This is a genomic window from Cronobacter turicensis (assembly GCF_041222865.1).
GTDB classification, from domain to species: Bacteria; Pseudomonadota; Gammaproteobacteria; order Enterobacterales; family Enterobacteriaceae; genus Cronobacter; species Cronobacter turicensis.
In genome coordinates this window covers 3344404-3356682 of record NZ_CP165997.1, presented here as the reverse complement: position 1 = coordinate 3356682, position 12279 = coordinate 3344404, and the positions used below count along the sequence as shown (strand labels likewise).

The following is a 12279-nucleotide window of genomic DNA, read 5'->3' as shown; positions in this document are numbered from 1 at the left end:
AGAGGATGGCCTGAATTGTAGGGCGGGTAAGCGAAGCGCACCCGCCAGTTGGGAAGCGCGAGCAGGACACATATAAGAGGCCGGTGAAATCGTTCCGTTTGCCATCACGTCATTTCCCTCTGTGTTTTTCTCTCACGCGAACGTGCAAAGGGGGCTCGCCGCCGCCCCCTTTGCAATCCCGGCTCCCGGCGGAAATCGGCCCTGATGGGCCGATTTTTTTTAGCCGGAGCAACCCCCCTTTCCCCTGGCGTTTCCTGCGCTGTAGGGCGGGTAAGCGCAGCGCACCCGCCATCCCATATAACGCAAAAAATTAACTATCGATTGCCGGTTTTTTTCTAAAAACGATTCGGCATTAACGATGCTTTTTTATTCCTTTATCTGACGTCCCGCGCCGGAAATACTGCCTCTATAACAAGAGACTACAGGGGCAGACAGTATGGCAATCACATCGCGTATTACGCTCATCGGCGCGCTGGCGCTGTGGGCATTTCAGGCGCAGGCGGTAGACGTCACCGTCGCGTACCAGACTTCCGCCGAACCCGCCAAAGTGGCGCAGGCGGATAACACCTTTGCCAAAGAGAGCGGCGCCACGGTGGACTGGCGTAAATTCGACAGCGGCGCCAGCGTGGTGCGCGCGCTCGCCTCGGGCGACGTGCAGATAGGCAATATCGGCTCCAGCCCGCTGGCCGTCGCGGCAAGCCAGAATGTCCCCATCGAAGTCTTCCTGCTCGCCTCACAGCTCGGCAACTCCGAGGCGCTGGTCGTGAAAAAATCGATTCGCACGCCGCAGGATCTTATCGGTAAACGCATCGCGGTGCCGTTTATCTCCACCACGCACTACAGCCTGCTGGCGGCCCTGAAACACTGGGGTATCCGCCCGGATCAACTGAGCATCGTTAACCTTCAGCCGCCCGCCATTATCGCCGCCTGGCAGCGGGGCGATATCGACGGCGCCTACGTCTGGGCGCCAGCCGTTAACGCGCTGGAAAAAGAGGGCACCGTACTGACCGACTCCTCGCAAGTAGGGAAATGGGGTTCGCCGACGCTGGATGTGTGGGTGGTGCGTAAAGATTTCGCCGAAAAACACCCCGACGTGGTGACCGCGTTTGCCCGCAGCGCGCTGGCGGCCCAGCGGCGTTATCTCGACGATCCCGACGGCTGGCTGAAGCAGCCGGATTATCTGGAGAAGCTCGCACGCTTAAGCGGCGTGCCGCAGGCCGATGTGCCGGGGCTGGTGAAGGGCAATACCTACCTTACCGCCAGCCAGCAGGTGGAGCAGCTTAACGGGCCGGTGAATCAGGCGATTGTCGATACCGCCGCGTTTTTAAAAGCGCAGGGCAAAGTGGCGCAGGCCGGGCAGGATTACCGCGCGTTCGTCACCGATCGCTTTGTGAAGCCGCTGGTTCAGCCGTAAGGGGGCGCGATGCTACAGGTTTCTCACCTTCACGCCCGTTTCGACGGCAAGCCCGCGCTTGCTGATATCAGCCTGACGCTCAATGACGGCGAGCTGCTGGTGGTGCTCGGCCCGTCCGGCTGCGGCAAAACCACGCTGCTGAATCTCATCGCCGGGTTTTTACCGGTGGAAACCGGCAGCATTACGCTCGACGGCCGGGCCGTGACCGGGCCGGGCGCCGACCGCGGCGTGGTGTTTCAGCATGAAGGGCTGCTGCCGTGGCGCAGCGTGCTCGATAACGTCGCGTTTGGGTTGCAGTTGCAGGGCGTCGGGCGTGAAGCACGCCGCGCCCGGGCGCGGCAGATGCTCGCGAAAGTGGGGCTTGAGGGCGCGGAAAACCGGTTTATCTGGCAGCTTTCCGGCGGGCAGCGGCAGCGCGTCGGCATCGCCCGCGCGCTGGCCGCCGACCCGCAACTGCTGCTGCTGGATGAGCCCTTCGGCGCGCTGGACGCCTTTACGCGCGAGCAGATGCAGACGCTGCTGCTGCGCCTGTGGGCGGGGAGCGGCAAAAAAGTCCTGCTGATTACGCATGACATCGAAGAAGCCGTGTTTATGGCGACCGATCTCGTGCTGCTGTCGCCGGGGCCGGGGCGCGTGCAGGAGCGGCTGAGCCTTGATTTCGCGAGGCGGTTTGTCGCGGGCGAACCGGCGCGCGCGATCAAATCCGATCCGGCGTTTATCGCCCGTCGCGAATATGTCCTGAACCGGGTCTTTGAACTACGGGAGAGCGTCCATGAGCGTACTGATTAACGATAACGCGGCGCGTGCGCCGGTGCGTCGCCGCCGCGTGGTCGCGCGTCCGGTGACGATAAGCCTCGCCACGCTCGGCGCGCTGCTGGCGCTCTGGTGGGCGGCGACGGCGCTGCACCTGGTAAGCCCGCTGTTTCTGCCCGCGCCGCAACAGGTGCTGCGCCAGCTCCTGACGATTGCCGGGCCGCAGGGCTTTATGGACGCCACGCTCTGGGCGCATCTTGGCGCGAGTCTTGGCCGGATGCTGACTGCGCTGCTGGCCGCGGCGCTTATCGGTATTCCGGTAGGCATCGCCATGGGGCTGAACCCGACGCTGCGCGCCATTCTCGATCCGCTGATTGAGCTATACCGGCCCATTCCGCCGCTCGCCTATCTGCCGCTGATGGTTATCTGGTTCGGCATCGGCGAGACCTCCAAAGTGTTGCTGATCTATCTGGCGATTTTCGCCCCGGTGGCGATGTCGGCGCTCGCGGGCGTAAAAAGCGCGCAACAGGTGCGCATTCGCGCCGCGCAATCCTTAGGCGCGAGCCGCTGGCAGTTGCTGTGGTATGTGATTTTGCCCGGCGCGCTGCCGGAGATTTTAACCGGCCTGCGCATCGGGCTTGGGGTTGGCTGGTCGACGCTGGTCGCCGCCGAGCTTATCGCCGCCACGCGCGGGCTTGGGTTTATGGTGCAGTCCGCCGGTGAGTTTCTGGCGACAGACGTCGTGCTGGCGGGCATCGCGGTGATAGCCCTGGTGGCTTTTATTTTAGAACTGGGGCTGCGCGCGCTGACGCGCCGTCTGACGCCCTGGCATGGAGAAACGCAATGAGCGAACGCATAACCATCACGCCGCTGGGGCCGTATATCGGCGCCCTGGTCTCCGATATCAACCTGGCGCGACCGCTGAGCGACAGCCAGTTCGAGCAGCTGTATCACGCGCTCATCCGCCACCAGGTATTATTCGTGCGCGACCAGCCGATTACCCCGCAACAGCAACGGGCGCTGGCGATGCGCTTTGGCGATCTCCATATCCACCCGGTTTACCCGCATGCGGAAGGGGTAGAAGAGATTATCGTGCTGGATACCCATAACGATAACCCGCCGGATAACGATAACTGGCACACCGACGTGACGTTTATCGACACGCCGCCTGCGGGCGCGATCCTGGCGGCCAAAGCGCTGCCGCCCACCGGCGGCGATACGCTCTGGACGAGCGGCATCGCGGCTTTTGAGGCGCTCTCCGCGCCCTTTCAGCAACTATTAAGCGGCCTGCGCGCCGAGCACGATTTTCGTAAGTCGTTCCCGGAGTGGAAGCATACAAAAACGGAGGAAGAGCATCAGCGCTGGCTTACGGCGGTGGAGAAAAACCCACCCCTGCTGCACCCGGTGGTGCGCACGCACCCGGTGAGCGGCAAACAGGCGCTGTTTGTGAACGAAGGCTTTACGACGCGCATTGTGGATGTGTCGCCCAAAGAGAGCGATGCGCTGCTGAGTTTTCTTTTCGCGCACATTACAAAGCCGGAGTTTCAGGTGCGCTGGCGCTGGCAGGAAAACGACGTGGCGCTGTGGGATAACCGTGTGACGCAACACTATGCCAACGCCGATTATCTCCCCGCCCGGCGCGTGATGCACCGCGCGACGATCCTCGGCGATAAGCCCTTTTACCGGGCCGGTTAACCTGCGGGCGCTACGGCGCCCTTTCTTTTGCACAGCGCTTGTACATTCGGTTACACGCCGATACCAATCACTCACTGAAGCGGCGGCATGGGTTCTCTATAGTGATTTCCAGAGCCCCGACGCGGGGTAACTAAAAGCCAATTCGAGGGTATAGAGATGAAAAAAGTATTAGCGCTGGTTGTTGCCGCCACTATGGGTCTGTCTGCTGCAGCGTTTGCTGCTGATAACACCGCCGCACCGGCTCCGGCTGCTGCTGCAACCACCACCACTGCTGCGCCGGCTAAAGCGCCTGCGGCTAAAACGCATCACAAAAAATCGCATAAAAAAGCTGTTGAGCAGAAAGCTCAGGCTGCGAAAAAACACCACAAGAAAGCCGCTGAGCAGAAACCGGCTGCTGAGCAGAAAGCCCAGGCTGCTAAAAAGCACCACAAAAAAGCTGAAGCTCAGAAACCGGCTGTAGAGCAGAAAGCTCAGGCTGCGAAAAAGCACCACAAAAAAGCAGTGAAACATGACGCTGCTAAACCGGCTGCCCAGCCTGCTGCATAAGTTGTACGATTCCCCCAGTAATTAAAACACCCGGCTTGCCGGGTGTTTTTTTATGGCTGGCGTTCAGGCTGACTGGTGGGTGCGGCTTCGCTTACCCACCCTACGAGGAGCATTGTTCTGGTTGTAGGCGGGTAAGCAAAGCGCACCCGCCGTTCGGGGTTTCTCGATCTCGTTCAGAAAGAGCGTCGGTATGAGGGAATATATACCAGGGCGGTGAATAGGTTCCGTTCGCTATAAATTCGCCTTCATATGGGCGCTTTGCTCACGCGAACGTGCAAAGGGGGCTCGCCGCCGCCCCCTTTGCAATCCCGGCTCCCGGCGGAAATCGGCCCTGAGGGGCCGATTTTTTTTAGCCGGAGCAAAACCATCCACTTTACCAACCGATTAACGCCCGCGCGGAAAAAATGGTGGGTGCGCTTCGCTTACCTACCCTACGGGCGAAACATAATTTGTAGGGCGGGTAAGCGAAGCGCACCCGCCAACAACACAGATTATGGCGATTCAACCGAGGACGCAGACGCGCCGATATACCGCTCCCGACGTGACGCTTTAAGACGCGTTAAATCCACTAACACCAGCCCGTCCACACAATCGTTAAACGCCGGATCGCTGCCGAAATCGATAAACTGCACGCCGCCGGGCTCGCACAGCTCTGAATATTGCTTGTAAAGCGGCGGAATACCGCACCCCAGATTCCCCAGCAGCGACTTCAGCCGCGTTAAATCTTCCTGATAACTTTCGCCGCCAAACTGCGCCAGCGCCTCCGGCAGCGACACCGGGTAGGGGCGGCGCGAGGCGGCGAGCGGATGCTGCGCCGGGAACCAGAGCCGGTAGAACGCCACCAGCAGATCCCGCGCGGCCGGCGGCAGGCCGCCGGATATCGACACCGGCCCGAAGAGATAACGGTATTGCGGGTAGCGCGCCAGATACGCGCCGATGCCTGACCATAAATAATCGAGCCCGCGACGTCCCCAGTACTGCGGCTGGATAAAGCTGCGGCCAAGCTCTATTCCCTGGCTTAAGATAGCTTCCATCCGATCGTCATAGTGAAACAGGCTGTAGCTGTAAAGCCCCTGCGGCCCGCGCTGCGCCACCTGGGGCGCGGTCGGGATAAACCGGTACGCGCCGACGATCTCCAGGGCCGCGTCGTCCCAGAGCACCAGATGCCAGTAATCGTCATCATAGGCGTCGGTGTCGCGCCGTTTGCCGCTGCCTTCGCCGACGGCGCGAAAGGCGATTTCGCGAAGCCGCCCCAGCTCGCGCAGCACCGGGGCTTCTTCCATGCCGTTGCGTCGCCACAGATAAATCGTTTTGCCGTCCGGTGTCTCGCCAAGCGTCTCCGCCTGGGCCAGCGCCCGGCGCAGCACGGCCCGGTCTTCAGGGCGCGCGATGGCGCATTCGGTTTTAAAGCAGCCCGGCTGCCCTTTGCCGAGACGCGACACGTGCAGGCGAAAACGCGCCGCCGTGTCGCGCGGGTGCGCGCCCGCGTCATGCCAGGCGCTCCACGCAATTCGCTCGCCGATATTGACCGGCAGCGTCGTGCCGCGTTTGCGAAACATCTCGCGAATAAGCATCAGCATGGCGAGCGGCGGGGCGACCAGCGCCGCGCCATAGAACGCGAGACTGTTGCGCCCGGCGATATGTACCGGCAACACCGGCGCGCGGTAGCGGCTCGCGAGCTTCACGAAACCGGCGTTCCAGATGCCGTCCTGAATGCCGTCAAGGCTGGGGCGCGATACTTCGCCGGACGGAAAGAAAATCAGCGCGCCGCCGCGCTCAAGATGCGCTTCCATCGCTTTAATGGCGCTTTTGCGGCTGCGGTTGCCGATGTTATCCACGGCGATAAAGAGCGACGACAGCGGCTCCAGATGGCTCAGCATTCGGTTCGCCACCACGCGCACGTCGCGCCGCACGCGGGAGATGGCGTAGAGCAGCGCCAGCCCGTCGGCGGTGCCGGTCGGGTGGTTGGCGACGACAACCAGCGGGCCGTTATCCGGGATCTGCTCAAGCGACCGGGCCGGAAGATCGCAGCGAATATCAAGATGTTCCAGCACCTGCTCGACCATATCGAGCCCTTTGAGATGGCGATGCCGGGCGGCGAATTCCTGAAACTCTTGTTCATACAGCAGGCGTTTGAGCGTTTTTTTAAGCCAGGGGGCGGGGGTTTTCTGCGGGTAGAGATCGTCAAGAACGTTATCGATGCTGAACACGGTTGTGTCTCCTCGGGAACCGTCTGCGAACAGTGATAGACCCGGAAGATGACGGCCGCATGTCAGGGGCGTGAAGGAACGGTCACAGCGTGTTGAGGAGAAGAATACGCGGCGGACAGAACGCCCGCCGCGACAGGTCAGAGAATGTTTTTCTCGGCCAGATCGAGCGCGAAGTAGCTGAAGATAAGATCCGCGCCCGCGCGCTTGATGGCGCCGAGGCTTTCGAGGATCACTTTCTCTTCGTCAATCGCGCCCGCCTGGGCGGCGAATTTGATCATCGCGTATTCGCCGCTCACCTGGTAGGCGCCCAGCGGCAGACTGGTGCGCTCGCGCACGTCGCGCAGGATATCGAGATAAGCGCCCGCCGGTTTGACCATCAGCGCGTCCGCGCCTTCGGCTTCATCCAGCAGCGATTCGCGGATGGCCTCGCGGCGATTCATCGGACTCATCTGATAGGTTTTGCGGTCGCCTTTCAGCGCGGTGCCCGCGGCTTCGCGGAACGGGCCGTAGAACGATGACGCGAATTTGGTGGAGTAAGAGAAAATCGCGGTGTCCGTGAAGCCCGCGGCGTCCAGCGCCTGGCGAATGGCTTTCACCTGGCCGTCCATCGCGGCGGAGGGCGCGATAAAGTCTGCGCCCGCGGCGGCGGCAACCACAGCCTGACGGCCCAGGTTTACCAGCGTCGCGTCGTTATCCACGCCGTGTTCGCACAGCACGCCGCAGTGGCCGTGGCTGGTGTATTCGCAAAAACAGGTGTCAGACATCACGACCATTTCCGGCACGGCGTCTTTGGCGATACGCGACATGCGCGCCACCAGACCGTTTTCATTCCAGGTGTCGCTGCCGCACTCGTCGGTGTGGTGCGAAATACCAAAGGTCATTACGGAGCGGATGCCCGCTTTCGCAATACGCTCAATTTCACGAGCGAGGTATTTCTCCGGAATACGCATCACGCCCGGCATCGCGGCGATCGGTTTGTAGTCGTCCAGCTCTTCCTCAACGAAAATCGGCAGCACCAGATCGTTGCGGCTTAACGAGGTTTCTTCAAACATGGCGCGCAGCGAGGCGTTCTGACGCAGGCGGCGCGGGCGGGAACTCAATGAAAAATCGGCCATAATTGCTTCTTATCAGAGAAATGAGACAGGCTTTATTTTAACCCGAAACAGACAGGGATGTTTGACGATTGTGGGCGCTAAATCACGCGTCGCCGCAAGGGGCAAGGCCTGCCGGGGAGTTTGCGCGGGCAGACCCTGACGCGCGCGCTATGAAACGCGTTCCTGGAGCAGCTCAATCAGGCGCTCCAGCGCGAAGACCGCCGCCTGATCGATAACGGTTTTCGGATCGCCGTTGAAGTGACGTTTTTCCGCTACGGTTTCCTCGCCAGGCATGCCCCAGCCAAACCACACGGTGCCCGGCGGCGTGCCGTCTTCGCCGCCGGATGGCCCGGCATAACCACTCACCGCGAGGCTGACATCTTCGCCCGAGCGCTCGCGGGCGCCGGCGGCCATTTCATGGACCGTCTGCTCGCTGACGGCGGTATACAGGCGCAGCGTCTCTTCTTTTACGCCCAGCATGCGCTGCTTGGCTTCATTGGTGTAAGTGATAAAACCGCTCGAATAAAACGCAGTGGTATCTTCGGTGGCGCACAGGGAGTAGGTCACAAGCCCGCCGGTGCAGGATTCCGCGGTCGCCAGACGTAGCTTGTGCTGATTAAGCCAGATACCGGCCTGTTTCGCGGCGTGCTGAAGTTTTTCGTTCATTCGATTCACATTCTCCATGCCATTAAGATATTCACATTATAGATGAGTATTACGCAGGTAATGAGAAAAGTACCGGTAACGCAGCGGCGCGCTCTTTTTATAAGTGGTGGCTATTTTATTTTTTAAGCCAATAATTCCATGGCGGGATATTTAAATAGATAATCATTTTCTGGCGCTTAAAAAGGCCTTCGGAAGACCATGCGAGAGCGCAAAGGGCGATGAGGAAAAACCAGGTTTTATTCTTAAAGAATAAGCGAGTGTGGAACCGTACAATCCGTAAAGAAGAATTGAACCTTTAATTTTTCAGCGTGCATAATTTTGTCGTTAATACATCACGCTTGTATTACGGCACACCATTTGATGGACCAACTTTGTGACGTCCCTGAGGAGGGATGATAAATGCACTCCTGGAAAAAGAAACTTGTAGTCTCACAATTAGCCGTGGCCTGCACGATGGCTATCGCTTCTCAGGCCTCCGCTGCCACGGATATTTCAGGCAAAAGCTACGACACGTTTTATTATGACGGCGGCATTATGTATCAGGGCTATGTCGGTTACGATTATGGCGCTGATTATTATAACGGCAATATTTATCCGCAAATTTCCGGCGCGCATGTCGATGGCGTTATTTCCACCTGGTATCTCGATGATGGCACCAGCAATAATGCTAACCGCAACGCGTTGACCATTAAAGACAGCACCATTCACGGGATGATCACCTCTGCATGCATGACCGACAACTGCGATAATCGCACCGGGGATTATCGCTATAATCGTCTCGCATTAACTGTCGATAATTCCACCATCGACGATGATTTTGAACACTACACCTATTATAACGCCGACGATAAAACGACAGCGTCTCAGGATATTTTTAACCTTGGCACCGCTATTACACTCGATCAGGAAACCGATTTGGTTATCCAGAATAATTCCCATGTCGCAGGTATTACTCTGACGCAGGGGTATGAGTGGGAAGATAATCAGGACGTCACCTCTCCTGGCGGCGCAAATAGCAGCGAGATTTTTAATAACAGCATTGTGGTAAAAGATTCTGTTTTGAGCTCCGGCTCATGGACGGATGAAGGCACCGACGGTTTTTATGGCCACACCGGTAAAGCCAGCGATTACGACAACGCCATTACCGCTGACGATATCGCGCTGGCCGTGGTCGCCAGTCCGGATGCGGATAACGCGATGCAGACGACGGCCGCTTTCGATCGGTCAACGATTAACGGCGACATCTATTTCGAAAGTACCTTCGATGAAAACTTCGGCGGTTATGACCGCACCACGCTTGATGAAAACGGCAACCCGGTGACCACGCACGTTGACGCTTATGACGTGAACGGCGACGGCACGCTGGATTCCAACGGCTGGGATAATACCGACCGCCTGGACGTGACGCTCACTAACGGCAGCAAATGGGTGGGGGCGGCGATTTCTAACGTGGAAGCGACCGCCGAGCTGTATGACTATCAGCCGAACAGCCTCTGGCCTGGCTCTACCTTTGGCATCGAAGACAGCGACACCGCGTTTAACGAAGCGGGCCACGTGACGGGGAATGAGGTTTACCAGAGCGGTATTTTCAACGTGACGCTGCAAAACGGCTCCGAGTGGGATACCCGCAAAGCCTCGAACATCGACGCGCTGGCGGTCGATAATTATTCGCAGGTGAATGTCGAAAGCTCATCGCTGCTGGCGGATTCCATCACGCTGACCAATGCTTCGACCCTTAATATCGGCGACGATGGCGCGGTGGCGACGAATTCACTGACGCTGGACAGCGGCAGCCAGGCGACGCTCACGGAAGAGACCGCGTCGCTGTACGCCAACACGCTGACCATCGATAACGGCGCGCAGCTCAACCTTGGGCTCGGCCAGGTGGATGCCGATAATGTCGTGCTGACCGACGACGGCGTGCTGAATGTGGCGAGCCGCGACTATGTGCTGGACGCTTCCCTGAATAACGCGCGCTACGTCACCAACGATCCGAATCAGCCGGATTATGACGAAGGCGTTATTGCGCTGAATTCAGATGGCCATCTGGCGGTGAACGGCGATGTGGCGGGCAATTATCGGGTGCGTATCGATAACGCCACCGGCGCGGGCGCGGTCGCGGACTATAACGGCAACGAAGTGCTGCGCGTGTATGACGATAACGACGCCACCTCGGCGCGCTTTACCGCCGCCAACAAAGCGGATCTGGGCGCGTACACCTATGAGGCGCAGCAGCAGGGCGACGCCGTGGTGCTGAAACAGCGCGAGCTGACCGACTACGCCAATATGGCGCTGAGTATTCCTTCCGCCAATACCAATATCTGGAATCTGGAGCAGGATGTGCTGAGCACACGCCTCGCGCAGGGACGCCATACCCCGGCGGATACCGGCGGCGCGTGGGTGACGTACTTCGGCGGCAACTTTAACGGCGATACCGGCGAACTGAGCTATGACCAGGATGTGAGCGGCCTGATGGTCGGTATTGATAAACAAGTGGAAGGTAATCACGCGAAATGGTTGATCGGCGCGGCGGCAGGCTTTGCGAAAGGCGATATGGACGATCGTACCGGCAGCGTCGATCAGGACAGCCAGTCCGCGCGTCTGTACTCTTCCGCGCAATTCGCGAATAACGTGTTCCTCGATTCCAGCCTGAGCTACAGCCATTACAGCAATGACCTGAGTGCGGTAATGAGCAACGGCCAGGCGGTGTCCGGCGATGCGTCCTCTGACGCCTGGGGCTTTGGCCTGAAACTGGGCTATGACTGGCAGTTTAATCAGCAGGGCTACCTGACGCCGTACGCCAGTATTTCCGGGCTGTTCCAGGATGGCGACGGCTATCAGCTGAGCAACGACATGCGCGTCAACAGCCAGTCGTATGACAGCCTGCGCTATGAGCTGGGGGCGGATCTCGGTTACACGTTCAATTACGGTAACGATCAGGCCTTCACGCCATACGCGAAACTCGCTTACGTCTATGACGACGCAAACGGTAATGACGCCGACGTGAACGGCGACAATATCGATAACGGCGTGGAAGGCTCCGCGGTGCGCGCAGGGCTTGGCGGTAAGTTCAGCTTCACGAAAAACTTCAGCGCCTATGCCGATGCGAACTACCTGGGCGGCGGCGATGTGGATCAGGACTGGGCCGCCAACGTCGGCGTCAAATATACCTGGTAATCTCGTCAGTTAGCGTCAAAAGCTGCCTGTCCCGCGCGGACAGGCAGTTCCCTCCAACACACCTGAAATGGATATCTCGCGTGTTAGATCTGGTCAAACCCTTACATCATCTCGACGCCCTTCAGCGTCATCTCGGCCCGGCAGGTACGCCTTTTGATATTGACGCCCATTGTGAGCTTTCGTTTATCAACGAGCAGGGTGAGCAGCAGTGCTGGTTTTTTAAGGAAGGGAGCCTCAATGTCTGGCGTGAGCAAAATCATATTCACGTCGATTTAATGACCTCGCCGCTCTATTTAAGCTTTTCCGACGCGGTGATCCCGGAACCGCTGCGCTATACGCTGGTGACCGAAACGCCGTGTCGCGGTTTTCGTATGCCGGTGCGGCGGGCTATCGATATCATCGAACACCGCCAGCTGTGGAAAGCCTTCTGCCACTGGCAGACCTGGCTGATGCGCTGGTTTGAATGGCGCGACGCACAGTTTATCGGCGCCACGACCTATTCGCAGATCCGCGCCACGCTCTTGACGATGGCGGGCTGGAGCCCGGAGGTGCGCGCCCAGGTCGGCGTCATTCACCATATTCAGAACCACACCCACATTTCCCGCTCGGTCATCGCCGAGGTGCTGGCCGAGCTGCGCAAGGGCAAATACATTGAAATGCAGAAGGGAAAGCTGGTGGCGGTGAATAAGCTGCCGCTCAATTACTGAAAGACAACGGCGCCGCG

10 protein-coding genes are annotated in these 12279 nt (G+C 59.1%); 7 read left to right on the top strand and 3 right to left on the bottom strand.

The window, feature by feature from the left end; genetic code table 11:
- Nucleotides 1-436: 436 nt before the first annotated feature.
- The 5 genes from tauA (at nt 437) to asr (ending at nt 4408) form a co-directional block, all read left to right on the top strand.
- Complete coding sequence (gene tauA, locus AB8W27_RS16080) at nt 437-1414, top strand: taurine ABC transporter substrate-binding protein (RefSeq protein WP_012815477.1); 978 nt, start codon at nt 437-439, stop codon at nt 1412-1414.
- A gap of 9 nt (nt 1415-1423) precedes the next feature.
- Complete coding sequence (tauB, locus tag AB8W27_RS16075) at nt 1424-2203, top strand: taurine ABC transporter ATP-binding subunit (RefSeq protein ID WP_012815478.1); 780 nt, start codon at nt 1424-1426, stop codon at nt 2201-2203.
- Nucleotides 2187-3014 (top strand): taurine ABC transporter permease TauC, encoded by an 828-nt coding sequence (tauC, locus tag AB8W27_RS16070; RefSeq protein WP_041923251.1) that lies wholly within the window; start codon nt 2187-2189, stop codon nt 3012-3014. Before tauB ends, tauC begins: the two co-directional genes overlap by 17 nt.
- Entirely contained in the window at nt 3011-3862 is an 852-nt protein-coding gene (tauD, locus tag AB8W27_RS16065) for a taurine dioxygenase (RefSeq protein ID WP_012815480.1), read from the top strand. The genes tauC and tauD overlap by 4 nt, the downstream gene beginning before the upstream one ends.
- A gap of 156 nt (nt 3863-4018) precedes the next feature.
- Nucleotides 4019-4408 carry an acid resistance repetitive basic protein Asr gene (asr, locus tag AB8W27_RS16060; RefSeq protein ID WP_071820266.1) on the top strand — a complete coding sequence of 130 codons (390 nt, stop codon included), beginning with the start codon at nt 4019-4021 and terminating at the stop codon, nt 4406-4408.
- A gap of 491 nt (nt 4409-4899) precedes the next feature.
- On the opposite strand, the gene AB8W27_RS16055 is transcribed toward asr, so the two are convergent.
- The 3 genes from AB8W27_RS16055 to AB8W27_RS16045 all read right to left on the bottom strand — a co-directional run bounded on the left by AB8W27_RS16055 (nt 4900) and on the right by AB8W27_RS16045 (nt 8378).
- Entirely contained in the window at nt 4900-6618 is a 1719-nt protein-coding gene (locus AB8W27_RS16055; protein WP_041923252.1) for a lysophospholipid acyltransferase family protein, read from the bottom strand.
- 137 nt (nt 6619-6755) lie between these two features.
- A complete protein-coding gene (gene hemB / locus AB8W27_RS16050; RefSeq protein ID WP_012815483.1) occupies nt 6756-7733 on the bottom strand; it encodes a porphobilinogen synthase in 978 nt (325 codons plus the stop codon).
- A gap of 147 nt (nt 7734-7880) precedes the next feature.
- Complete coding sequence (locus tag AB8W27_RS16045; protein WP_041923253.1) at nt 7881-8378, bottom strand: CinA family protein; 498 nt, start codon at nt 8376-8378, stop codon at nt 7881-7883.
- A 399-nt stretch (nt 8379-8777) separates the two neighbouring features.
- Here AB8W27_RS16045 and AB8W27_RS16040 point away from each other — a divergent pair, with 399 nt between their 5' ends.
- Both AB8W27_RS16040 and AB8W27_RS16035 read left to right on the top strand, forming a co-directional pair.
- Nucleotides 8778-11555 carry an autotransporter outer membrane beta-barrel domain-containing protein gene (locus tag AB8W27_RS16040; RefSeq protein WP_041923254.1) on the top strand — a complete coding sequence of 926 codons (2778 nt, stop codon included), beginning with the start codon at nt 8778-8780 and terminating at the stop codon, nt 11553-11555.
- Between the two features lie 80 nt (nt 11556-11635).
- A complete protein-coding gene (locus AB8W27_RS16035) occupies nt 11636-12262 on the top strand; it encodes a helix-turn-helix domain-containing protein (protein WP_012815486.1) in 627 nt (208 codons plus the stop codon).
- The last annotated feature ends 17 nt before the right edge of the window (nt 12263-12279 follow it).

Coding starts and splice junctions, on each gene's coding strand:
- tauA (WP_012815477.1), top strand. CDS start 437: ATGGCAATCACATCGCGTATTACGCTCATCGGCGCGCTGGCGCTGTGG.
- tauB (WP_012815478.1), top strand. CDS start 1,424: ATGCTACAGGTTTCTCACCTTCACGCCCGTTTCGACGGCAAGCCCGCG.
- tauC (WP_041923251.1), top strand. CDS start 2,187: ATGAGCGTACTGATTAACGATAACGCGGCGCGTGCGCCGGTGCGTCGC.
- tauD (WP_012815480.1), top strand. CDS start 3,011: ATGAGCGAACGCATAACCATCACGCCGCTGGGGCCGTATATCGGCGCC.
- asr (WP_071820266.1), top strand. CDS start 4,019: ATGAAAAAAGTATTAGCGCTGGTTGTTGCCGCCACTATGGGTCTGTCT.
- hemB (WP_012815483.1), bottom strand. CDS start 7,733: ATGGCCGATTTTTCATTGAGTTCCCGCCCGCGCCGCCTGCGTCAGAAC.
- AB8W27_RS16045 (WP_041923253.1), bottom strand. CDS start 8,378: ATGAACGAAAAACTTCAGCACGCCGCGAAACAGGCCGGTATCTGGCTT.
- AB8W27_RS16040 (WP_041923254.1), top strand. CDS start 8,778: ATGCACTCCTGGAAAAAGAAACTTGTAGTCTCACAATTAGCCGTGGCC.